The sequence below is a fragment of the Geoalkalibacter subterraneus genome (assembly GCF_000827125.1).
Taxonomy (GTDB): domain Bacteria; phylum Desulfobacterota; class Desulfuromonadia; order Desulfuromonadales; family Geoalkalibacteraceae; genus Geoalkalibacter_A; species Geoalkalibacter_A subterraneus.
Window position 1 is genome coordinate 1,495,695 of the sequence record NZ_CP010311.1, and the last position, 22,500, is coordinate 1,518,194.

At 57.6% G+C, this 22,500-nt stretch carries 29 protein-coding genes, 1 tRNA gene and 1 pseudogene; 30 read left to right on the top strand and 1 reads right to left on the bottom strand.

The window, feature by feature from the left end; genetic code table 11:
• Positions 1–87: 87 nt before the first annotated feature.
• The 29 genes and pseudogenes from GSUB_RS06815 (at position 88) to GSUB_RS06950 (ending at position 21,182) form a co-directional block, all read left to right on the top strand.
• Positions 88–312, top strand: a complete 225-nt coding sequence (locus GSUB_RS06815) for a 4Fe-4S binding protein (protein ID WP_040199892.1) — start codon at positions 88–90, stop codon at positions 310–312.
• A gap of 27 nt (positions 313–339) precedes the next feature.
• Complete coding sequence (locus GSUB_RS06820; protein ID WP_040199893.1) at positions 340–1,410, top strand: 3-methyl-2-oxobutanoate dehydrogenase subunit VorB; 1,071 nt, start codon at positions 340–342, stop codon at positions 1,408–1,410.
• Positions 1,407–2,186, top strand: a complete 780-nt coding sequence (locus tag GSUB_RS06825) for a thiamine pyrophosphate-dependent enzyme (RefSeq protein WP_040199894.1) — start codon at positions 1,407–1,409, stop codon at positions 2,184–2,186. Before GSUB_RS06820 ends, GSUB_RS06825 begins: the two co-directional genes overlap by 4 nt.
• A gap of 4 nt (positions 2,187–2,190) precedes the next feature.
• A complete protein-coding gene (locus tag GSUB_RS06830) occupies positions 2,191–2,742 on the top strand; it encodes a 2-oxoacid:ferredoxin oxidoreductase subunit gamma family protein (protein WP_040202208.1) in 552 nt (183 codons plus the stop codon).
• 29 nt (positions 2,743–2,771) lie between these two features.
• Entirely contained in the window at positions 2,772–3,194 is a 423-nt protein-coding gene (locus GSUB_RS06835) for a DNA polymerase III subunit chi (RefSeq protein WP_040199895.1), read from the top strand.
• Positions 3,175–3,942 (top strand): RsmE family RNA methyltransferase, encoded by a 768-nt coding sequence (locus GSUB_RS06840; protein WP_052464677.1) that lies wholly within the window; start codon positions 3,175–3,177, stop codon positions 3,940–3,942. Before GSUB_RS06835 ends, GSUB_RS06840 begins: the two co-directional genes overlap by 20 nt.
• A gap of 43 nt (positions 3,943–3,985) precedes the next feature.
• Positions 3,986–4,762 carry an RNA methyltransferase gene (locus tag GSUB_RS06845; RefSeq protein WP_040199896.1) on the top strand — a complete coding sequence of 259 codons (777 nt, stop codon included), beginning with the start codon at positions 3,986–3,988 and terminating at the stop codon, positions 4,760–4,762.
• Complete coding sequence (locus tag GSUB_RS17970) at positions 4,762–5,163, top strand: hypothetical protein (protein ID WP_052464678.1); 402 nt, start codon at positions 4,762–4,764, stop codon at positions 5,161–5,163. The genes GSUB_RS06845 and GSUB_RS17970 overlap by 1 nt, the downstream gene beginning before the upstream one ends.
• Positions 5,160–6,449: a 23S rRNA (uracil(1939)-C(5))-methyltransferase RlmD gene (gene rlmD / locus GSUB_RS06855; protein WP_040199897.1), complete on the top strand. Its 1,290-nt coding sequence runs from the start codon at positions 5,160–5,162 to the stop codon at positions 6,447–6,449. The genes GSUB_RS17970 and rlmD overlap by 4 nt, the downstream gene beginning before the upstream one ends.
• A gap of 124 nt (positions 6,450–6,573) precedes the next feature.
• A complete protein-coding gene (gene rimP / locus GSUB_RS06860) occupies positions 6,574–7,068 on the top strand; it encodes a ribosome maturation factor RimP (RefSeq protein ID WP_040199899.1) in 495 nt (164 codons plus the stop codon).
• Between the two features lie 85 nt (positions 7,069–7,153).
• On the top strand, positions 7,154–8,416 hold the full coding sequence (gene nusA / locus GSUB_RS06865; protein ID WP_144401969.1) for a transcription termination factor NusA: 1,263 nt from the start codon (positions 7,154–7,156) through the stop codon (positions 8,414–8,416).
• Complete coding sequence (locus tag GSUB_RS06870) at positions 8,416–9,009, top strand: DUF448 domain-containing protein (protein WP_052464680.1); 594 nt, start codon at positions 8,416–8,418, stop codon at positions 9,007–9,009. Before nusA ends, GSUB_RS06870 begins: the two co-directional genes overlap by 1 nt.
• The gene (infB, locus tag GSUB_RS06875; protein WP_040199900.1) at positions 9,009–11,819 is read left to right on the top strand and encodes a translation initiation factor IF-2; all 2,811 of its coding nucleotides are present in this window, start codon (positions 9,009–9,011) and stop codon (positions 11,817–11,819) included. The genes GSUB_RS06870 and infB overlap by 1 nt, the downstream gene beginning before the upstream one ends.
• Before the next feature lie 56 nt (positions 11,820–11,875).
• Positions 11,876–12,163, top strand: a complete 288-nt coding sequence (locus GSUB_RS06880) for a DUF503 domain-containing protein (protein WP_040199902.1) — start codon at positions 11,876–11,878, stop codon at positions 12,161–12,163.
• An 11-nt stretch (positions 12,164–12,174) separates the two neighbouring features.
• Positions 12,175–12,555: a ribosome-binding factor A gene (locus tag GSUB_RS06885; protein ID WP_040199904.1), complete on the top strand. Its 381-nt coding sequence runs from the start codon at positions 12,175–12,177 to the stop codon at positions 12,553–12,555.
• Positions 12,527–13,480 (top strand): DHH family phosphoesterase, encoded by a 954-nt coding sequence (locus tag GSUB_RS06890; protein ID WP_040199905.1) that lies wholly within the window; start codon positions 12,527–12,529, stop codon positions 13,478–13,480. Before GSUB_RS06885 ends, GSUB_RS06890 begins: the two co-directional genes overlap by 29 nt.
• A gap of 7 nt (positions 13,481–13,487) precedes the next feature.
• Positions 13,488–14,402, top strand: coding sequence for a tRNA pseudouridine(55) synthase TruB (gene truB, locus GSUB_RS06895; protein ID WP_040199906.1), 915 nt, complete (start codon positions 13,488–13,490; stop codon positions 14,400–14,402).
• A 111-nt stretch (positions 14,403–14,513) separates the two neighbouring features.
• Entirely contained in the window at positions 14,514–14,780 is a 267-nt protein-coding gene (rpsO, locus tag GSUB_RS06900) for a 30S ribosomal protein S15 (RefSeq protein ID WP_040199908.1), read from the top strand.
• 197 nt (positions 14,781–14,977) lie between these two features.
• Positions 14,978–17,080, top strand: a complete 2,103-nt coding sequence (pnp, locus tag GSUB_RS06905; RefSeq protein WP_040199909.1) for a polyribonucleotide nucleotidyltransferase — start codon at positions 14,978–14,980, stop codon at positions 17,078–17,080.
• 15 nt (positions 17,081–17,095) lie between these two features.
• Positions 17,096–17,233 (top strand): hypothetical protein, encoded by a 138-nt coding sequence (locus GSUB_RS19735; protein WP_235269962.1) that lies wholly within the window; start codon positions 17,096–17,098, stop codon positions 17,231–17,233.
• Complete coding sequence (locus GSUB_RS06910; protein ID WP_235269937.1) at positions 17,173–17,721, top strand: M16 family metallopeptidase; 549 nt, start codon at positions 17,173–17,175, stop codon at positions 17,719–17,721. Before GSUB_RS19735 ends, GSUB_RS06910 begins: the two co-directional genes overlap by 61 nt.
• A 22-nt stretch (positions 17,722–17,743) precedes the next feature.
• The gene (dut, locus tag GSUB_RS06915) at positions 17,744–18,214 is read left to right on the top strand and encodes a dUTP diphosphatase (protein ID WP_040199911.1); all 471 of its coding nucleotides are present in this window, start codon (positions 17,744–17,746) and stop codon (positions 18,212–18,214) included.
• The gene (locus GSUB_RS06920; RefSeq protein WP_040199912.1) at positions 18,207–18,482 is read left to right on the top strand and encodes a YbeD family protein; all 276 of its coding nucleotides are present in this window, start codon (positions 18,207–18,209) and stop codon (positions 18,480–18,482) included. The genes dut and GSUB_RS06920 overlap by 8 nt, the downstream gene beginning before the upstream one ends.
• Positions 18,483–18,600: 118 nt before the next feature.
• Positions 18,601–19,215: an L-threonylcarbamoyladenylate synthase gene (locus tag GSUB_RS06925; protein ID WP_040199913.1), complete on the top strand. Its 615-nt coding sequence runs from the start codon at positions 18,601–18,603 to the stop codon at positions 19,213–19,215.
• Positions 19,215–19,679: a PDZ domain-containing protein gene (locus GSUB_RS06930; RefSeq protein ID WP_052464683.1), complete on the top strand. Its 465-nt coding sequence runs from the start codon at positions 19,215–19,217 to the stop codon at positions 19,677–19,679. The genes GSUB_RS06925 and GSUB_RS06930 overlap by 1 nt, the downstream gene beginning before the upstream one ends.
• Positions 19,680–19,704: 25 nt before the next feature.
• Complete coding sequence (locus GSUB_RS06935; protein ID WP_040199915.1) at positions 19,705–20,097, top strand: hypothetical protein; 393 nt, start codon at positions 19,705–19,707, stop codon at positions 20,095–20,097.
• 119 nt (positions 20,098–20,216) lie between these two features.
• Positions 20,217–20,303, top strand: a tRNA-Leu gene (locus GSUB_RS06940).
• A gap of 101 nt (positions 20,304–20,404) precedes the next feature.
• Positions 20,405–20,632: pseudogene (locus GSUB_RS20055) on the top strand (AI-2E family transporter); the annotation flags it as partial.
• A 49-nt stretch (positions 20,633–20,681) separates the two neighbouring features.
• Positions 20,682–21,182, top strand: a complete 501-nt coding sequence (locus tag GSUB_RS06950; protein WP_040199917.1) for a YqiA/YcfP family alpha/beta fold hydrolase — start codon at positions 20,682–20,684, stop codon at positions 21,180–21,182.
• A 10-nt stretch (positions 21,183–21,192) separates the two neighbouring features.
• On the opposite strand, the gene GSUB_RS06955 is transcribed toward GSUB_RS06950, so the two are convergent.
• Positions 21,193–21,777, bottom strand: coding sequence for an isochorismatase family protein (locus GSUB_RS06955; RefSeq protein WP_040199918.1), 585 nt, complete (start codon positions 21,775–21,777; stop codon positions 21,193–21,195).
• A gap of 104 nt (positions 21,778–21,881) precedes the next feature.
• Between GSUB_RS06955 and GSUB_RS17975 the strand changes: the two genes are divergently transcribed.
• Positions 21,882–22,334, top strand: coding sequence for a hypothetical protein (locus tag GSUB_RS17975; RefSeq protein WP_158414052.1), 453 nt, complete (start codon positions 21,882–21,884; stop codon positions 22,332–22,334).
• Positions 22,335–22,500: the final 166 nt, after the last annotated feature.

Below are 22,500 nucleotides of genomic sequence, written 5' to 3' on the forward strand. Positions count from 1 at the left end.
CAAGTTGACGCCTGAAAGTTGCATCTGATAAGTTTTGCCCCGTTTCAGGTCGATCGGACCTCATCCCAACCAACCTTCGGACGGATTATGAACCAGACTGTCATCGATGAATCGCGGTGCAAGGGGTGCGCGCTGTGCACTATTGCCTGTCCCCACGGTCTGCTGCAGTTGCGCAAGACCATCAATAAACAGGGTTTTCTCCCGGCGGAAATGATCGCTGGCAAAGAAGATCAATGTACTGCCTGTGCCCTCTGTGCCCAGATGTGCCCCGATCTCGCCATCCGCGTTTTCCGTGAAAAGAAAGCCAGTTGAGTTATTTTTTTCTCAGGAGTTTCTATCTTGAAGAAGCGTCTTTTCGTCAAGGGCAACGAGGCGGTTGCCATGGGGGCCCTCGAAGCGGGTTGCCGTTATTATTTCGGTTATCCGATCACGCCCCAGAGCGATATCCCCGAGTTCATGTCGCGCGAGCTGCCCGAAGTGGGCGGCCAGTTCATTCAGGCCGAGAGTGAAATCGCCTCCATCAACATGCTGCTCGGTGCCAGCGCGTGCGGAGCCCGTGCCATGACCTCTTCATCGAGTCCCGGCATCTCTCTCAAGCAGGAGGGGCTCTCCTACATGGCGGGTTCGGAACTGCCGGGGCTGGTCGTCAACATTGCGCGTTCAGGCCCGGGGCTTGGCGGAATCGATGCGTCGCAGGCCGATTATTTCCAGGCGGTTAAAAGCGGCGGCCACGGCGGCTATCGCCTGATCGTGTTGGCGCCTCACAGCGTGCAGGAGATGTACGATTATGCCATGCTGGCTTTCGATCTTTCCGATCGCTACCGCATTCCGGCCATGATTCTGGGAGATTCGGTGATCGGGCAGATGAAGGAGGCGTTGATTCCCCACCCGCGCCCCCAGGTCGATCTGCCCGCCAAGGATTGGGCTGTCACCGGCAAGGGCGGGCGCGACCATCAGAAAATCGTCAAGTCCCTCTATCTCGGTGATGGCGAGCTTGAAAAACACAACTGGCGCCTGTACGAAAAATATCAGCAGATGCAGCGCGACGAGGTGCGTTTCGAGGCGGTCGCGCTGGAAGACGCAGAACTGGTGGTGACGGCTTTCGGCGTCACCGCACGCATTGCCAAAACGGCGCTGCGCATGGCGCGCGAAGCGGGGATGAAGGTCGGCATGATCCGTCCCATCACGCTTTTCCCCTTTCCCTGCCAGGCTTTTGCCGATCTGCCCGAGACGGTACGCAAGGTTCTCTGCTTTGAACTCAGCACCGGGCAGATGGTGGAAGATGTGCGCCTTCACACTCCCTGCGATCGTGCCGTTGAATTTTACGGACGGCCGCCCGGCGCCGGCTCCCTGCCGCCTCCGGAGGAACTTTTCGAACAGATAAGCCGCCACTACGGGAGGAAGGCATGACCGGATCGCTCGTTTCCGTTTTCAATCATCCCAACTCGCTTAAGGACGTCGTCACCCATTTCTGTCCCGGCTGCCAGCATGGCACGATTCATCGCCTGGTCGGGGACGCCCTGGATCATTTTCAGGTACAGGACCAGACCATTGGAGTGGCATCGGTCGGGTGCAGCGTCTTTCTGTATGAATATTTCGATATCGACGTGGTGGAAGCGCCCCACGGTCGTGCGCCGGCAGTGGCCACGGGCGTCAAACGCGCCCGCCCCGACAGAATCGTTTTTACCTACCAGGGTGACGGCGATCTGGCAGCTATCGGCACCAGCGAGATCATCCATGCCGCCAATCGCGGCGAGGCGATTACCGTGGTTTTCGTCAACAACACCACTTACGGCATGACCGGCGGACAGATGGCGCCCACGACCCTGGCGGGCCAGCGAACCTCCACTTCACCCCGGGGGCGCGATGTCAGCAGCGACGGTTATCCCATACGCATGGCTGAATTGATTGCGCAGCTCGAAGGGGTTTCCTTCTCGGCCCGGGTAGCCGTGAACTCTCCCAAAAATGTGATCTCTGCCGGACGGGTCGTTCGTCAGGCTTTTGAGGCCCAGGTCAAGGAGGGCGGTTTCGGATTCGTCGAAGTTCTCTCCGCTTGCCCGACCAACTGGGGGATGGGCGCACTGGAGGCCAATGACCGGATCGGGGAGGAAATGATCCCTTATTTCCCCCTCGGAATTTTCAAGGAAGCGGGTCGTCGCCAGGGCGATGCGTCCGCTCAGGGTTGAACGCATGAATCAGGATGTTTTTATAGCTGGATTCGGGGGGCAGGGGGTTCTCATGCTGGGCAACCTCATGGCCTATGCCGCGATTCTCGAAGGGCGCAACGTGTCGTATTTCCCCGCCTACGGGGTGGAAAAACGCGGAGGAGCCGCCACCTGCACGGTCGTGATCAGTGACGAGGAAGTAGGATCCCCGGTTGTCGGACGACCTCAGGGTGCAATTCTGCTTAACCCGCTTTCTGCAGAGAAATACCTGGAGCGGGTGCGTCCGGGCGGATTCTGCCTGGTCAATTCCTCCCTGGTGGAGGACGTCCCTGCGGTCGACCAGGTCGAGATCATCCAGATCCCCATGAACGATGTTGCGATGGAGCTTGGCGACGCACGGCTGGTCAACATGGTCGCTGCAGGCGCTTACCTGGAAAAAACCGGCGTCGCCTGCCTTGAATCACTGGAGCAGGCGCTGCGTGATATACTACCGGAGCGTAATCACCGTTTGATCCCCCTCAATGTCAAAGCCATGCAGCGGGGTGCCGAGCATGTCCGCCGGGCAGCAGCGAGCTAAAGTCCTGGACCTCGAATCGGATTGCCGTCATGGGAAAACCCTCAATTGAATTCATCAAATTGAAGCGACCTGAAAAGGCGCTTCATCTGTGTGAGCTTGCGGCCGAGTTCCATGAACATGGGCAGCGGGTGCTGCTGACCGTCCATGACGACAACCAGGGTGTGACGCTGGACCGTTTTCTGTGGACCTGGCGCAAGGGCGCTTTTGTGCCTCACTGTTTCGATAACGGCGCGGTCGACTGCTCCGATGAGCCGGTGGTGATCGTCACCGAGGAGCGAAACAGCAACGGTGCGCGTATCCTGATTATGGGCAAACCCTGTTCGGTGGGATTTCTCCGTCAGTTCGACCAGGTGATCGACTTTGCCGAGACCTACGAAGATGATCTTCTGCAGGCTTCGCGGCGTCGATTCGCCCAATACCGGGAGGCAGGTTTTGATCCGCGCATGCGCTGAAGGAAAAGAGGCGAGCAGCCGCATCGTCGTTGATGCAGAGCTGGTTCTGCAGAAGCCCTTTACGGTTGGCCCGGCTGCACGCGCTGCTTTGGGCCGTTGGCAGCCCCGGATTGCTGAAGCCTTTACCGTCACCGATCGTGGCGGACGTGAATTCCGCGCGCGGGTGGAGGAGTTGACCGACGATTCAGCCGTGCTGCTGCCGTTCGAATCTCTCCCGCGGCCGTCCGAGAGTCCGGTGGGGATCACCCTGTATCAGGCCCTGCCGCAGCGCGAACGTTTTGAACTGATCCTGCAGAAGGGCACCGAACTTGGCGTGCAGCGTTTCGTGCCCTATGTTTCGCAACATTCCATCGACCAGGCCGACTATGACGCCAAGCAGAAAAAATCCCATCGCTGGCCTCATGTTCTGCTTAAGGCGGCTAAACAGTGTCGCCGGGCCGTTATTCCCGAGTTGGGTGAAACCCGTTCCCTGGATGCGGCCATGTATGAAGCGCGCCAGGCTGACCTGCGACTGTTTTTTTACGAGGGCGAGTCCTGCTGGTCGTTGCGTGATGCCATTGGCAGCGAAAAACCTTGCCGGGTGGCACTCTTCGTCGGCCCGGAAGGCGGTTTTGCCCCGGAGGAGGTGGATGATTTTCGTACTCTCGGTTTTCTGCCTGTCTCTCTCGGACCGCGCATTCTCCGAACGGAAACTGCTGCCATTGCCGGCACAGCGATCATTCAGCACGTCGTCGGTGACATCGACTGAATCGCTCCGCGTTGCCCATCTTTCTTTTTCCCACGATTTATAAATGATCTTTCAATTTGATAATATCTCTATTGTGCTTGTGGAACCCCAGGGCAGCCGCAACATTGGGTCGGTGTGCCGGGCCATGGCCAATTTCGGATTCAGTGACCTGAGGCTGGTCAACCCCCAGGTTGATCATTGCGCCCATGAGGCGCGGCAGATGGCGGTCAAGGCCGGCAGTCTTCTTGAGCAGGCGCGGGTGTTCGGCTCCCTGGAAGAGGCGCTGGCTGATTGTTCGCTGGCGCTGGGGACAACGCGCCGGTTCGGCAAATACCGCGAAGCGTTTCTGCACCCCGATCAGGCGGCGGAGTATTACCTGCCGCGCGCGCCCCATGGCCGCGTCGCCCTGGTTTTCGGACGGGAGGACCGTGGATTGCTGACCAGCGAGCTCGACCTGTGCCAGCGCTTTATTACGATCCCGACCAGCGACGACCTGCCTTCGATGAATCTGGCGCAGGCGGTTGCGGTCTGTCTTTACGACGCATCTCGGGTTGCGCACCGCCTGTCCCAGAACGGTGAAAAAGCGACCGGACGCAAGAGCCTCAGTTCCTCGCGCGTGCTCGAATCCATGTACGGTCACATGCGCCGCACCCTGCTCGATATCGACTATCTCAACCCTGATAACCCCGATCATATTCTGCGGGCCTTTCGTCGCATCTTCGGGCGTGCCGGCCTCAATGATCGCGAGGTCCGCATTCTGCGCGGCCTCTGGAGCAGGATCGACTACATTGAAGGGCAGAGACGTATTTTGGCCCGGCAGAATAAAGAAAAGGAGGACTGATGGAAACATCCGATCCCTATTTTGAGCAGAGTCTGAACAACGGGTTGATCGTTGAAGTCCAGGACCTCACTCATCGCTATTACGGCGATTATCACAAGGTGACTCTGGATGTTACCCTGCGCGTGCCCCTGGTCGGCGGTCTGTTTTCCGACCAGGACCATCCCGGAGAAGCGTTGGAAAAAGCGCGCCGCATTCTTGGAGATGAGGCGCGCTCCGTACAGCGACTTGAACGCATGGGTGTCCCCAGCGATATGGTGGAGACGATTCGCACCCGGTTGTGGGAGAGCTACCAACGCAGCTCCTTTGGTTATTTTCAGCGCCCCGATTACCCTGCCAAGCTGGTGCGGCAACTTCTGGACAAGCGTAAAAAGACGCGCCCTTTCCTTCAGCCTGTCTCTTGAGCGCGCCCTCCGAAATTTATATAGACGCTCTGGCGTACGGCGGTGCCGGTGTGGGGCGACTGGACGGCAAAGCGGTGTTCGTTCCGGGAGTTGTGCCGGGAGACTGGGTGTTGTTCCGCCCCCGGCGCGAGAAGAAGCGTTACATCGAAGGGGAGCTGGTCTTCATAGCCTCTGCGGCACCGAACCGCATCGACGCGTGCTGCGCCGTTTTCGGCAAGTGCGGCGGCTGCCATTGGCAGTGCCTGCCCTACGCTGAACAACTGCGGTGGAAAAAGAACCTGCTGCAGGATTTTCTCGTTCGGCAGGCCGGTGCGGACCCCAATGCAGAGCTGGCCATGCGGGCCGCTCCCAACCCCTGGCATTACCGCAGCCGCATTCAGATCAAATGCCGCCGCACGCCCCGCGGATTTGTCATGGGGTTTTATCGGGCGAACACTCATTTTGTGGTCGATATAGAAGAATGCCCCATTGCAGCCGAAGCTCTGAATGGCCTTCTTCCTCAGCTTCGTGGCTGCCTTGCAGACTGTCGGCACTCCGACCAGGTCCCCCAGATCGATCTGGCAATCGATGATGAAGGCGCGCGCGCCATCGTCGTTCATTTTATCGGTTCTGACCCGCAACCCGTAGTTGATGCTGTGCTTCCAATTTGCAAAGCAGAGTCCGTGGCCTTGTTTCTCCAGCAGGGGCGCAAGGAAACGTTGCGCCATATCCACGGTGACCCGGCGCTGCACATCCATCCGTTGAGAGAAGGCGAGCTGAAGCTGGCTTATCCCGTTGGCGGCTTCGCGCAGGTCAACCTGGATCAGAACCGGCAATTGGTAGCTGAACTGCTGGACTGCCTTGGCAATGTGCAGGGGCTGCGGATTCTTGATCTTTTCTGCGGCATGGGCAACCTGTCCCTGCCTCTGGTCGCCGCCGGCGCGGAAGTCACCGGTGTGGAGGATTTCGCCCCGGCAATCGACTGGGCCCGGTCCAACGCTGCTGCCCATGGTCTCAATGCGCGTTTTGTTCACGCTCCTGCCGAGCGGATTCTTGCCTCGCAGCCCGATATCTCCTGGGATGTCGTTGTGCTGGATCCTCCCCGCCGGGGCGCCTACGATGTGGCGCGGGAACTGGTGCGGCGCGCTCCCGAGCGCATTGTGTACGTATCCTGTGACCCCTCTACGCTGGCCCGGGATCTCAAGCCGCTGCTTCATAACGGTTACCGGCTTGAGCATGCTGTTGGTCTGGACCTTTTCCCGCAGACCTTTCACATCGAAAGTCTGGTCCTTCTCAAGCGCGTGTGACCGGCTTTCGCGATATTTTCCCTTGCATTTTTGCCACTCGCATGTTAGTTAATCTCTTCAGATTTAATCTGTTCACTAGAAAGTGGGCTTCGCGCTCACTTTTTTTATTTGTTCGGAGTGTGTTTTGAGCGAAGGGTCCGTGCTGGAAAAAGTTCAAGCGGTCGCGAAGCCCGTTCTCGACGATCTCGGCTTCGAGCTGGTCGATGTGGAATTCAAGCGCGAAGGCCAGGGATGGGTTCTGCGCTTTTTTATCGATAAGCCCGGCGGCGTGACTCTCGATGACTGCGCCCTTTTCAGCCGCGAAGTCAGTATGCTTCTCGATGTTGAGGACTTCATCCACAGGGCCTACCACCTGGAGGTTTCGTCTCCCGGGATCGATCGGCCGCTCAAAACCCGTGAGGATTATCAGCGCTTTTGCGGAGAGCGCATAAAAGTCAAGACCTTTGAGAAGATGGATCCGGATGGTCGGGGGAACGCCCGCAAGACGTTCACTGGAGACCTCATCGGTCTTGAAGATGACCGGATTCTGATTCAGCAGACGGATAAGAAAGGTGGGGTGGTTTCCATTGCTCTGGAGGCCGTCGCCAAAGCTCATCTCGATCCGGAATTCGATTTCTGAATCGGGTTTCGGTTGACGAAAGAATTTGAAAAGACAGGCCGGGTGCAGTCTGCCCTGCCGAGAAAGTTGCATAGGGAGATCAGAGTTGACCAATCTCAACCACATCATCGATCAGGTCGTTAAGGACAAAGGGATTGACCGCGCCATTCTGGTGGAGGCGCTTGAGTCGGCCGTTTTGTCCGCCGCGAACAAGAAGTACCGCAACACCCGGGATCTTGAAGCGCACTTCAATGAAGAAGTCGGTGAGGTCGAATTGTTCGAGTTTGTCACCGTGGTCGAAGAGGTTCAGGATTCCTACAAAGAGATCGACCTGGAGGAAGCCCGCGAAATCGATCCGGACGTTGAGGTCGGTGACTCTCTGGGGATGAAGCTTGAATCCGACGGGTTCAGCCGTATTGCCGCTCAGACTGCCAAGCAGGTGATCATCCAGAAGGTCCGCGAAGCCGAACGCGAGTGGATCTACAACGAGTTCAAGGATCGTCAGGGTGAGCTGGTCAATGGTATCGTGCGACGCTATGAGCGCGGCGACCTGATCGTCGACCTCGGCCGCGCCGAAGCCCTGCTGCCCCATCGCGAGCAGGTGCCCCGCGAAACCTATCGTCAGGGAGACCGGGTACGGGCCTACATCGCCGATGTGAAGCTCTCGCCCAAAGGGCCGCAGATCATTCTGTCGCGCACCCATCCTGGAATGGTGATAGAATTGTTCAAGGTCGAGGTGCCCGAAATCAGCGAAGGGCTGGTGGAGATCAAAGCCTGCGCCCGTGAACCCGGAAGTCGCGCGAAGATTGCCGTGGTCAGTCACGATCATGATGTCGATCCGGTCGGTGCCTGTGTCGGGATGCGCGGTTCGCGCGTGCAGAATGTTGTGTCTGAACTGCGCGGCGAGAAAATTGACATCATCCCCTGGACTCCCGACATCGGCCGCTTTGCCTGTTCCGCCATTGCCCCGGCCGAAGTGGCCCGGGTTTATGTGGACAGCGAGGCTAAAGAACTCGAGATTATCGTGCCGGACGACCAGCTTTCGCTGGCAATCGGCAAAAAGGGCCAGAATGTGCGCCTTGCCGCTCGTCTGATCGGCTGGAAGATCGACATCAAGAGTGAAACGCGTGCCGCAGAGGCTGCAGAGGCCGCCGAATTGCAGGAACTCGATCCGGCCGAAGCTGAGATGGAAGCTGAGTCCGAGTTTACTGTGGATGCTCGACCCGAAACGGATGCGCCGCAGGCCGAAGAGGGGGAGTTTGCTGCTTCCGAGCAGGACGAAGAGGTCTCGGAAGAGGCCCCTGTCGTTGAGGGTGAACAACCGCCTGAAACTGATGACGAGCCGCAAGAGGACGCGGAAAAGCCCTGATGGCCTCAGCGCACCAGCCGCTTCGAACCTGCCTCGGCTGTCGTGGGCAGAAAGACAAAGGCGTCCTTGTACGCTATGTGATGGGCCCCGATGGTACTATTCATGTTGATTTGCGGAATAAGCTTCCAGGTCGGGGCGCATATACCTGCGTAGAGCGAGACTGTCTTTTGCAGGCTGTACGACGCGGTGGTTTCCAGCGCACCTTTCGCGGACGCTGCCTTCCGCCTGATGCCGAAGAGCTGCTGGGGGAGTTGACCCGGCAGCTTGCCGTCAGGGTGGATAATCTTATTGGTATGCTGCGCAAGGCCGGTCAGATTGTCGGCGGCGGAAACGGCGTGATGGCCGCGTTGGACAAAGGGGAGCCTCTGCAGATGGTTGTAGCTGCTACCGATGTTTCGACGGGTATTCTTGAAAAAATAAGGCGTAAGGCGACGGCGCGTGACATTCCCGTTTTTCAATGGGGATCCAAGGCCGAACTCGGCCGACTGACCGGCCGCGAGCAACGCAGCGTGTTGGGAATCAGGTCCTGCGCCTTGGCCAAGGCCCTGGATGATGGGCTAAAGCGATACGAGCAATTCGTAGGGGAGATTTAATGGGAAAGACACGGGTTTTTGAACTGGCCAAAAAAATGGGACTCGAAAGCAAGGAACTGCTTGAGAAGCTCGCACAGGCGGGGGTGTCCGCTGCCAGTCACATGAGTGTGCTGGAGGATGAGGACATCAAGAAGCTGGAACAGGCTTCGACTTCCACCGTTGAAAAGGTCGAAGAGCAGCGGGTTAAGCCCGGCATTATCCGCCGTCGCAAACGCGAAGTTCCTGCACCTGCGGCAGAGCAGGAAAAAGCCGCTGAAGAGCAGAAGGTGGAACAGCCCGAAGTTCCCGCTGCCGAAGCGCCGTCTGAGCCCGGCGTTCTCGAGAAGGCCAAAGCTGAACAACCCGTTGAGCCGCCGAAGGAAGCAGAGGCGGTTCCAAAGGATGAAGAAGTTCAGGCCCCGGCTGAAGGTTCCGTAGAGGAGAAAGCCGCTTCCGAAGGTGAAGAGGCCGCAGTGCCCTCCAAGAAAGAAGCGCCGCAGGAAGCCAGGACGGAAACTTCTGAAGAGAAGCCTGCAGAGACGGAAGCTTCCCAGGCTGATGAAACTCAAAAAAGCGAAGCAAAGAAACCTGCTGCGCGTGAAAAGAAACCCGATAAAGCGACCGCCTCGCGGGCAAAAGTGTTGGGACGTGTGGATCTGTCCACTCTGTCTGGCGCCCCTTCGCGCTCCGGTGCGCCAAGTCGGCCCGCTGAAAATACCCGCCGGGATCGCCCCGCAAGAAGAGATTCCGCTCCCAGGACACCTCCCGCCGGCGCCGGTGATGATCGCCGAGGCGGCGGTGCGGCGGAACGCAGTCGCCCCAGCTTTACCCCGCCGGCGGCACCTGACGAAGTATTCCAGCCGAAAGAAGTGCGTGGCGGGAAAAAGAATAAAAAAGGAAAAGGCGGAGGGGGGCCTTCGGAAGATTCCGATCAGCGCCGTGGCCGCAAGGGTCGCAAGCTCGAGGTGTTTGAGCCTGAGCGCAGCGGCAAGATGCGTCGCCCCAAAAAGGGAGCCAGGCAGACCAAGAAGACCGAAGTCACCATCTCCAAGGCCATTAAGCGCGTGATCCGCATCAGCGATTCCATTACCGTCGGTGAGCTGGCCAAGCGTATGGGGATCAAGGCCAATGAGTTGATCCGGGAGCTGATGAAGCAGGGGTCGATGGTGACCATCAACCATCCTCTCGATTTCGAGACCGCTGCTCTGCTTGCGTCTGAATACAACTACGAGGTGGAAAACGTCGCTTTTGACGAGGCTGCGATTCTGGAAGATTCTCCCGCAGTCAAGCCCGGCACAGAAGAAGACAAGCCGGAAGATCTTGAATTGCGTCCGCCTGTCGTGACTGTCATGGGACACGTTGACCATGGCAAGACCAGCCTGCTCGACGCCATTCGCGCGGCCAAAGTCACAGAAGGCGAGGCCGGTGGCATCACTCAGCATATCGGTGCCTACCATGTCGAGCTTAACGGCCGCAAGATCAGCTTCCTTGACACCCCCGGCCATGAGGCTTTTACCGCCATGCGTGCCCGCGGCGCCAAGGCGACGGACATTGTCATTCTGGTGGTGGCGGCTGACGACGGCGTGATGCCGCAGACCAAGGAAGCGATCAACCATGCCAAGGCGGCCGGTGTGCCGATCGTGGTGGCGATTAACAAAATCGACAAGCCTGATGCCAACCCGGACCGCGTCAAGCAGGAATTGACTGAGTTTGAACTGATCCCAGAAGAATGGGGCGGCGAGACCATATTTGCTGAAGTCAGCGCCAAGGAGCAGCTCAATATTGAGTCCCTGCTGGAAATGGTGCTGCTGCAGGCCGAAGTCATGGAACTTAAGGCCAATCCCAACAAACGTGGTCGCGGTATTATCGTCGAGGCCCGTCTGGACAAGGGGCGCGGCCCCGTGGCGACCGTGCTGGTACAGGAAGGCACGTTGCACATCGGTGATCCCATTGTTTCCGGGGTCCATCACGGCCGCGTGCGCAGCATGGTCGATGATCGTGGCGAGCGCGTTGAAAATGCCGGGCCGTCCATGCCGGTGGAAGTCACTGGTCTATCCGGCGTGCCCGATGCAGGCGATCTGCTCTATGCCGTTGAGGATGAGAAGAAAGCCAAGGATGTCGCTCTGCACCGTCAGCAGAAACTGCGCGAAGCCGAGCTGGCCAAGACCAGCAAAATCTCCCTGGATCAGCTGTACGCCAAGATCCAGGAGGGCGATGTCAAGGAACTCAAGGTGGTCATCAAGGCCGACGTCCAGGGTTCCGTCGAGGCCGTCAAAGACGCTCTGGTCAAACTTTCCACCGACGCCTGCCGCCTGGTGGTGATTCATACAGGCGTCGGCGGGATCAACGAGAGCGACATCAACCTGGCCAGCGCCTCTGATGCCGTGGTTCTCGGCTTCAACGTGCGCCCCGAGCCCAAGTCCTCGCAGTTGGCGGAAAGCGAAGGGGTGGATATCCGTCTATACAACATCATCTACGATGCGGTTTCGGATATTAAAAACGCTATGGAGGGACTGCTGGCTCCGACCCTCAAGGAGAAAGAACTCGGTCGCGCCGAAGTCCGCGAGACTTTCACAATCTCCCGCATCGGTACCATTGCCGGCTGTTATGTCCTTGACGGCAAAATTCTTCGCAATGCCAAAGCACGACTTGTGCGTGACAGCGTTGTCGTATGGGAGGGCAACCTGTCCTCGCTTAAACGCTTCAAGGACGATACCAAAGAGGTTGCCACCGGCTACGAGTGCGGTATCTCCCTTGAGAATTACAACGACATCAAGGTCGGCGACATCATCGAGGCCTACGAAATAGTGGAAACTAAAACCCTGCTGTAATCGATGCTCCCCTGCGCTGTAAAGTAAAGGGGAGCTCAATTCATGGGGGAAAGATCATGGTCGTTGGGATCGCCCGTTACGAGCTAGTTCTTCATGCGCCGCAGAATCTCAAGGAGAAGCGCGGGATCGTGCGCAAAATTCTCGGACGCTGCCGTGAGCGCTTCCCCATTTCGGCTGCCGAAGTCGGGTGCCATGACTTATGGCAGCGAGCCAGTATCGGAGTTGCTGTGGTTGTTGCCGACGAGGCTGAAGCAGATTCAGTTTTTGCTCGCATCGAAGAGGAAATCGACCGCATCGGCCTCGCTGAAGTGTGCGATCGCGAGACCGAATTTGTTCACCTGTAGGAGTTTTGTCTTTGTCATCACAACGTTCACATCGTGTCGGAGAACAGATACAGAAGGAAATTTCAGCCTTGCTGGTTAAGGGCCTGAAAGATCCGCGCATTGGGTTTGTGACCATCACCGGCGTTGAGATGACGCCGGACCTGCATCTGGCGCGGGTCTTTTTCTCTGTTATGGGTGATGAAAAAGCCCAGCAGGAAACGGAGGAGGGACTTAAAAGCTCCGTATCTTTTATTCGCCGGGAACTCGGCAAGCGCCTGCGTATGCGATATACGCCCGATCTCATCTTCAGCTACGATCACTCTCTGGAGTACGGCAACCGTATTGACACTCTGCTTGAAGAAATCCAGGAAACCGGAAAGCGCGATGACCGAACAGATACTGACGAAGATTGACCAGGGCCGGCGTTTTCTTGTCGCCTCCCATTCCGGCCCTGATGGTGATGCCATTGCTTCGACGCTCGCCTTGACCAACGGTTTACGTGCCCTGGGCAAAGAGGTCGTGGCCTACAACCAGGATCCCGTTCCCGATTCGCTACAGTTTCTGCCCGGCTCCAATCTGATTGTCCATCAAGTTGATGACGGTGCTTTCGATGTTGTTTTCGTGCTTGATGCCGGAGAATTGCATCGCGCCGGAACTCATCTGCGCGACGCAGGCTCTTTTCTGATCAATATCGATCATCATCCGTACTTCGAAGCCTTCGGCGATATCAACTATGTTGACGAAGAGGCCTGTGCGACCGGTGGCCTGATCTACCGGATCCTCAAAAAGCGTCCGGCCGCACTTACGCCCGATGTGGCCCTGTGCATCTATACGGCAATTCTTGCCGACACCGGCTCGTTCCGCTATTCCAATGCCAACCCCGAGGCCTTTCGCATTGCCGCCGATCTGGTCGAAATCGGCGGGATAAATCCCTGGGATGTGGCGGGCGGTCTTTATGAGAGCCAGGACGAAAAGCGACTGCGCCTTCTGGCTCTGTCTCTTGCGACATTGACCGTCTCCTCCTGCGGCAAATTTGCCACCATGACCCTGACTTCCGAAATGATGAGCCAGACAGGCTCCGAAGCTCAGCATACCGACGGCTTCGTCAACTATCCCCGCTCCATTCGAGGGGTCGAAGTCGCCATCCTCTTCAGGCAGACCGGCCCTCGTTCCTACAAGGTGGGTTTCCGCTCCAAGGGCAAGATCAATGTGGGCGAACTTGCACACCAGCTCGGCGGCGGAGGCCATCACAATGCCGCCGGCGCAAACCTGGAGGGCGATCTTGACCAGGTCCGGGCGATGGTGTTCGATCGACTGAACATCGAGGTCGGCGCCTGAGCATTTCATGGACGGAATTCTGCTGATCGATAAACCGCAGGGACTCACCTCCCATGATGTGGTCGCGCGCGTGCGGCGTCTGTTGCGCACCCGGCGGGTCGGCCATACCGGCACCCTCGATCCTATGGCTACGGGGGTTCTGCCCGTGGCCGTCGGCCAGGCGACCCGGCTGGTTGAATTTATCATGGCTGGCGAAAAAACCTATCACGCCACCATGAAGCTTGGCGTGATCACCGACACCCAGGATGCTGAGGGGCAGGTTGTCGAACGTCGAGCGGTCGAGCCGCACTGCCTTGAACAGCTACCGGAAGTTCTGCCGCGCTTTACCGGCGATATCGAACAGATCCCGCCCATGTATTCGGCCATCAAACGCAACGGGGTCGCGCTGCACCGCCTGGCGCGCCAGGGGGTCGATGTGGATCGTCCGCCGCGGGCCGTACATATCGCCCGCATTGAAATTCTGCGGACCGGGGAAGATGAGGCCGAGCTTGAGGTAACCTGCGCCAAGGGCACCTACATCCGGACGCTGGTTCATGATATCGGTGAGACGCTGGGGCCCGGTGCCCATCTGACCAGGCTTTGCCGCACCCGCAGCGGATCGTTCAATTTGGCGCAGTGCATTGCGCTGGATGATGTGGACGAGGGCATCCTGCCCGGGGAAAGTCCCGCATTTCTGACGCCGATTGAAGCGATGCGTGATTATAGCCGCCTTGAGATCGTATCCGAGGCTGCCGGTCGACTTGCTGACGGTGTGCCGCCTTCTCTCGATCAGGTGGTTGGAAAAGAAGATTTCGCACAGGGGGATGTGGTTGCATTGACCGACGATGAAAGGCTGTTGGCGGTCGCGCGCTTCGATCCGACGCGGCAAAAGGAAAAACGTGGAGATTTTGAGCTTTTAAAGGTGTTCAATGTCTTTTCATGATCATCTTTAGCGCTTTACAGCGCAGCGTGAATTGTGGTAGAAAGCCCACACATAAAAACACAACTGCTGTTCTTGGCAGATCAAGACACAGGATGGAAAGGAGGTGGCACAGTGCTGGCCACGGATCGCAAACAGGAAATTATCGAACAGTTCAAGACGCATGAGGGTGACACCGGCTCGCCCGAGGTTCAGATCGCTCTGCTCTCAGCGCGCATCATTTACCTGACCGAGCATTTCAAGACCCACAAAAAGGATCACCATTCCCGTCGCGGGCTGCTCAAGATCGTCGGGCAAAGACGGCGCCTGCTCGATTATCTGAAAGCCAAGGATGTCGAGCGTTATCGCAAGATCATCAAAGAACTGGGCATCCGCCGTTAAACACGGGCAGCATGTCTTCCGTACCCCGGAGGGCTGCTGCCTTTGTTTTTCGGGCAGTGTTTTGACTGGGGAGGTTGACCGGAGAGAGATCCCGCCTTCAAAGTGAAGGTCGGGGTCTGTCTCGGGCCATCCTCCTTTGGTCATTCTGCCCGGTTGATTTTCAACCAGGTGCTTGCACCAAAACCAAAGGAATAAATATGGCTTTTCACAAAGTAGAAACAGAGTTCAATGGACAACCCCTGACGATCGAAACCGGGAAGATGGCCCGTCAGGCTGACGGCGCAGTGGTCATTACCTACGGTGAGACCAAGGTTCTGTGTACCGTCGTTTCGGCCCGCAAAATGCGCGAAGGGCAGGATTTCTTCCCCCTGACCGTCAACTACCAGGAAAAATTCTATGCCGCCGGAAAAATTCCCGGCTCCTTCTTCCGTCGCGAGCGCGGCGCCAGCGAGCGGGAAACTCTCATCTGCCGCCTGATCGACCGCCCCATGCGCCCCCTGTTCCCCAAAGGGTACATGTTTGAAACCCAGATCATGCCTTGGGTGATTTCAGCCGACCTGATCAATGATCCCGACACTCTCGCTATTGTGGCAGCATCTGCTGCAGTTGAAGTGTCCGACATCCCTTTCAACGGACCTATTGCCGCTGTGCGTGTCGGCAGGGTGGACGGAAAACTGGTCGCTAATCCGACTCTTCAGCAGATGGAGAACAGCGATCTCGATATCACCGTTGCCGGCTCCCGCGAGGCGGTCATCATGGTCGAAGGCGAAGCAGAGCTGCTGTCCGAGGATGAAATGCTTGAGGCGATCTTCTTCGGGCACGAATCCCTGCAGCCGCTGATCGATCTTCAGATCAAACTGCGTGACCTGGTGGGTCAGGCCAAGCGTGAATTTGAAATCCCTGAAACTGATGCGTCCCTGGAGGAGCGTGTTGAGCAGTTGTGCGCCGACAAAGTCCTCGAGGCCATGAAAATTCGCGCCAAGCAGGAGCGTTCTGCTGCCATGAGTGAAATTCGCCAATCAGTGAAAGACGCTTTGGCCGAAGAGTTCCCTGAAAGTGAAGGGGAGATCTCCGGACTGATCGGCAAGGTTGAAAAGCGCGTGGTGCGCGGCATGATCATCAAGGACAAGGTGCGCATCGACGGCCGCGACATGACGACTGTCCGTCCGATCACCTGTGACGTCGGAGTGCTGCCCCGGGCCCACGGCAGCGCCCTTTTTACCCGCGGGGAAACACAGGCCCTGGTCGCTGTGGCGCTCGGCACCTCGGTGGACGAGCAGCGTATGGACAACGTGCAGGGAATGGAATTCAAGAAATTCCTGCTGCACTACAACTTCCCGCCGTTCTGCGTCGGCGAAACCAGCATGCGCCTGTTCCCCGGGCGTCGCGAAATCGGCCATGGTTACCTGGCCGAGCGTTCGGTCGCAAAAATTCTTCCGAACTACGACGATTTCCCTTATACCATCCGCATTGTCTCGGACATTCTTGAGTCCAATGGTTCATCTTCCATGGCGTCCGTATGCGGCTCCTCCCTGGCTCTGATGGATGCCGGCGTTCCCGTGAAGGAGCCCGTTGCCGGTATTGCCATGGGCCTGATCAAGGAAGGCGATGATGTCGCGGTTCTCAGCGATATTCTCGGCGACGAGGACCACCTCGGCGACATGGACTTCAAGGTCACCGGGACCAGTAAAGGCGTAACCGCCCTGCAGATGGACATCAAGATCACCGGGGTTACCAAGGACATCATGAAGCAGGCGTTGGAGCAGGCGCGCTCCGGGCGTATGCATATTCTTGGCGAGATGGCCAAAGCGATCGAAAATCCGCGCGGCGACCTCTCTCCCTATGCTCCGCGCATCACCACTATTCGCGTCAAGCCCGATCAGGTGCGCACCGTCATCGGTTCCGGCGGCAAGAATATTCGTGGGATCATTGAAGCGACCGGCTGCGCCATCGACATTGAAGATGACGGCCGCATCAACATCGCTTCCGCCGACGGCGAAGCCGCCAAGAAGGCGATCAAGATGATCCGCGACCTGACCCAGGAAGCCGAGGTCGGTAAGCTCTATCAGGGTGTTGTGCGCAAGGTGATGGAATTCGGCGCTTTCGTCGAAATCTTCCCAGGCACCGACGGCCTGGTCCACGTTTCCGAACTGGCCAAGGAACGCGTGCAGAAGGTCACCGATATTCTCAACGAAGGTGATGAAGTGCTCGTCAAATGCATCGGCATCGACAAACAGGGCAAGATCAAACTTTCCCGCAAGGAAGCTCTGGGGCAGAAATCGCCCGAAGACGGCGAGTGATTCACAGGCTGATCGATGGTTCGAAAAACCGTTGTCGACAACGGCATCCGGATAATTTCCGAACAGATGGTGGCGGCACACTCCGCCACCATCTGTGTCTCGGTACGCCGAGTCTTCCGCAGAACCATCCTGATCGTTTTCAGGCCCATCTGATCAATGTCATCCTCGGTGGAAGCATGAGTTCCAGGCTGTTCCAGAGTATCCGGGAAGATGCCGGTCTTGCTTACTCCATTTACAGTTACCTTAATTCCCATTCCGATTCCGGAGCCCTGGTTGTTTATGCCGGGGTTTGCCCCGATGATCTTCGGGAAGTGGTTTCTCTGATTCTCAAGGAGCTTGACGATCTGCGCACAATCCCGCTTTCGGAGAGGGAACTTGGCGCGGCCAAGGAACAGCTCAAGGGGCATCTGCTGCTGTCGCTTGAAAGTACCGACACCCGGATGACACGGCTGGCCAGGAACGAAATTTACCTGGGCCGCGATGTGGATGTCGAGGAGGTGGTCGGCTCCATTGAATCGGTCAACGCTGCCGACCTGCAGAACCTCGCCCGGCACTTTTTCCAGGACGACTCCCTGATTCTTGAAACCGTTGGGCAGTGTCGTGACCATGATCTGACCATGCTCGATCTCGCGCTGTCCTGATATCGCTGGAACCAATACTCCCATGAATCATATTGATGTTCGTGTACAGGTCGTCCGTTCCGGCGCAGTTGTGCCGCGCTATATGTCTGATTGCGCCGCCGGAATGGATCTTCACGCCGCACTGGACGCCCCCGTAAGAGTCAAACCCGGGCAGCGCATGCTGATCCCCACCGGCCTGGCCTTTGCCATCCCTGAGGGTTACGAAGGGCAGATCCGCCCGCGCTCCGGCCTGGCGCTGCGACACGGCATAAGCCTGGTCAACTCTCCCGGCACGATCGACGCCGATTACCGCGGGGAGGTGGGCGTCATCCTGATTAATCATGGCGAGGACACGCTGACGCTCCAACCGGGAGACCGCATCGCGCAAATGGTGCTCTCCAAGGTCGTGCAGGGGCGGCTGCGGCAGGTGGATTTCCTGGACGAAACCCGCAGGGGATCAGGCGGTTTCGGCCATACGGGGTGGCGCGACGAGGAGGAGATCGACCATGAATGATCGACACCCGAAACCGGAAGAGTTGTTTGATTTTCCCTGCGATCATGTTTTCAAGGCGATGGGGCCCAACACCGAGCTGTTCGTTTTTGAGGTAAGGCGGGCAGTTTCAGGCGTTCTTCCCGTGTCGCAGGATGCGGTCAAGGTTCGCCCCAGCGGCAAAGGCAATTATGTCTCCGTTTCCGTTGTGGTTCGTGTTCACAACTTCGATCAGGTCACAGGGGTTTATGACGCTCTGCGGCAGATCGATGACCTGAAATATCTCCTCTGATACAGCGTTTCCCCTCTCTTGCCCGGTTTCCCATTAGAAAAAGTCTCGTCATTCAAGCTGTTTGTGGTAATATGTCAACTATCTACAGTCTAAACGCCTATCGAGATGAGGTGTACGAATGATTATTTCCATCAATCCCGAAAACCCCCAGTTGAGATTGATTCGTCAGGTTGTGGACAAGCTCAAGCAGGGCGGAGTCATTGCCTACCCGACCGATACGAACTACGGTATCGGCTGCGATATTTTCAACAAGAAGGGTGTCAAAAACATTTATCAGATCAAGAAACGCGATGCGCGCAAACCCTTCTCCTTCATCTGCGCGGACCTGTCCGATGTTTCCAACTACGCCCAGGTCAGCAACTTTGCGTTCAAGATCATGAAACGTCACCTGCCCGGGCCTTACACTTTCGTGCTTGAAGCGACCCGAGTGGTGCCCGATTCCCTCATGACCCGCCAGAAAACGGTGGGGATCCGGATTCCGCAGAACCCCATTGCGCTGGCTATCGTGCAGGAGCTTGGCCATCCGCTGGTAACCACCAGCGCCAACGTCTCCGGTCAGGATGTCTACCATGATCCGCTCGATATCGAAGATGCCCTCGGCCATCAGCTCGACCTGGTTATCGATGGCGGCATCCTGCGGGGGGATTCCTCTACCGTCATCAGTCTGATCGGCGACCAGGTGGAGGTGTTGCGTGAAGGTTCAGGCGATACCTCCTGGATTCATCAGCTCTGATGTTTTTTGCAATCAAAATAAAGCTTGGGCGACTTTGCTTTTTTCATGTCATCACAGGGCTCTTCTTTGCCCTGCTGTCGTCAGGCGGCGGCCCCGCAGCTGCTGCCGAGGGGGAGTTTGGCGGCGTTGGGTTGCAGGTGGTCCCCACCGTGCGCGGTGAACTGGTCGTGCTGGCGGTCGTCGCCGGAACCCCGGCTGAAAAACAGGGGATTGAGCCCGGTGACCTGATTATTGCTGTGGATGGATATCCCCTGCAGGGAACCAATTTCCAGGCGGTGGTGGGCGAGCTTTTATGGGGGCCTGTCGGGAGTCGCGCCATGCTGAGCTTCAAGCGCCCCGGCGTTGCCGGCCTTAGGCAGGTGGACGTGGTGCGAATCGCTCTGGAGGTGGATGACAAACAGTCCATGCCGGGGGTCAGGATGCTGCTGCCGGGGGAGGTTGAAGATGCAGGAAAAAAAGACTGAAATCTGGTGTTGAGGTGAAACGGCCATGGAAATGAAAGAAGTGACGGTGGTTTTTTACCGCCGTGAGTTCAAGGATGACAAATGGCGCAATGCGGTTGACGAACAAGGCCTCGACGCCCTGTTCGAGCGTCTCGGCAAGGATCTCGCTACCGCCGGGGTGCGACTGCTGCGCGCCGAAGATCCGGACATGGTGATGGAGATCAAGGGTTATGGAGATCTGCTCAACAGCGTCCGCCTTCGTTCCCCCAAAGACGGGGTGGGTAATATGTGCCTCGGTCACGTGATCGGCCGGAGCGCGCATCTCGACCTGGTCGAAGACATCGAAAGGGGCGTCAACCGCACTGCTTTTGCGCCGGAAACCATCGAACCCGAAGGCAGCGACAAGGTGGTCTGCCACAATTGCGGTTGTGGTTGCTGACAAGCATTAATTGTAGTTCAACAGGGGTGCTGCGAACCCGCGAAGTGAATAGCTACCCAACTTTTTCACAATTTTCTATTGCATTCTCAACAGGCATTTGATATAAATCCTCTCGCTTTGCCGAAGTGGTGGAATTGGTAGACACGCTAGGTTCAGGGTCTAGTGGGCGTAGGCCCGTGGGAGTTCGAGTCTCCCCTTCGGCACCAAGTAAAATCAAGGGGTTGGCGGTTTTCCGCTGGCCCCTTTTTCTTTGATTTTTTGTCCACATTTGTCCACACCTGTTTTGGGTGTGGACATGCGGTTTTTCTATCTGTCGTTTTTTATGCTGCGCGATGGATCGAAGCTGGTCAAGCTGCTGGTGCGTGCCCTGCCTCTGGGCGACGAACGCGAGCACCTGCTGTTCGCCAAGTTTGCCGAAGTGGCCCGCGCAACGGTTAAGGGAAACCTGGTCGTGGCTGTTGTGCAGGGAACTCTGGGCGGGATCATTTTTGCGATTCTCGGGATATCGGGAGCGTTGCTGTGGGGGGTCGTTATGACTTCCTGGTTTTTCCGGCAGCGAAACGAAAGGAAGGTGAGCTTTAGCCATGCAACCCACGATCTACTTCGCCCACGGCAAGGAAAGCGGTCCCTGGGGATCGAAGATTCAGGCGCTGGCCTCGGTGGCTGAGCGTCAGGGCTACCGGGTGGAGAGCCCCGATTATTCCCGCATCGCTGATCCCGATGTCCGGGTCGAAAGGCTTCTGTCCCTTGCCGCCCATGAAGCCGGGCCTCTGGTGCTGGTCGGCTCCAGCATGGGAGGCTATGTTTCGACGGTGGCCTCGGCGCAGCTTCGGCCGGCAGGATTGTTCCTCATGGCTCCCGCTTTTTATCTGCCCGGGTATGAGGTGCAGGAGCCGGTTCCCGAGGCGAAGCTGACCGCGCTCGTTCATGGATGGAATGATGAGGTCGTGCCCGTTGAAAACGCCATCCGTTTTGCCGGCAAGCACCGGTGCGAACTCCACCTGTTCCACAGCGACCACCGCTTGATGAGCCACCTGCAGGTTATAACGGGGGTTTTCGACGATTTTCTCCGCCGACTGGCCTAGCCCAAACGCCTTACTTTACACTCGAACGCGCCTTCACCATCGCGGAGATCTCCTTGAACTGCGGATCGCTTGATACCTTGACCAGTTGAAACACCGCCGTCTCCGAGGTGGTGACCACCGCTCCCGCCGACCGGGCCGATTCCAGGGCATTGAGATAGTCGATCTCGCCTCGCGACATGATGCCGTCGCGGACCAGGTGCACGTCAAATCCTTCCCGCAGCAATCCCAGCACCGTCTGGTAGACGCACACATGGGCTTCCATGCCGACGACAATCGCCTGGCGGCGTCCCAGGGAATTCATGTGCTCGATGAAAGAGGGTTCGCCGCAGCATCCAAAGGTGAGCTTTTCAATGACCTTGTCGCGACAGGCATCGGCTAATTCGGGTACCATGTGACCGATGCCGCGCGGATACTGCTCCGTGCCGACCACCGGGACCTCGAGCAGGCGCGCGCTTTTCAGCACGAAATCGATATTGCGCAGAACTTCGGCGTAGCGTCCCTGGTCCATGGCCGGGACCAGCCGCTCCTGCACATCAACCACGACCAGAACGGCCTGGTCGCGCTCCAGAATGAATTTGCTCACGTTATTGTTCATAGGGGATTCTCCTTTGCAGTGTCGGCAAAAGCAGGATAGAGACAGCATCAAAGTTTACATTGGGAATAGCATTTTTCCTCGCCTTCGGCTACCATGTTTTTATTATGCATCTTCGCCTTCCCCGATATTTCGTTGCGCTGATCAGCGTGATGGTCTTTGTTCTGGCCGGCCAGACCGGTGTGCAAGGCTACGTCTGGTGCCTTGGTGAGAACGGGCATGCCGCGCTTGAGCATCCGGTGGCGGGTGACTGTCATGGTGGCGAGCGGGCGCAGGACGATCATTGCGGGGACGAGCACTCCGATGATGAAGCATTTCACGCTTCCTGTGAGGAGGCTTCATGCGGACCCTGCCTGGATCTGCCTGCCTCGGTTGAAGCCAACTTCCGCCGTGCAGGAGATGTTGATGCGGACGATATTCTGATAGATCTGCCCTTGGCAGGTTTTTCTTTTCCGCTGGCGTTGTCCTCAGAACGATTTATCCCGCAACTTTTTCCGCAACCCCCTCCAGGCATTGATCCCTTTCTGGTTTCTCATCGCACCGTTGTCCTTCTGCATTGATTCACCTCCTCCTGTACCATTCTGCTGTATTTTTCTAGCCAAAATCAAAAAAATCAAGAGGTTACGCCTTGGGTTGATTCTCTCCGCCTGAATCTTGGTCCGTATTCATACGTGCGGATCCGGGTTGTTTGCCCGTTGCGGAGGAGTGAATCGCGGTGCGTGAAAC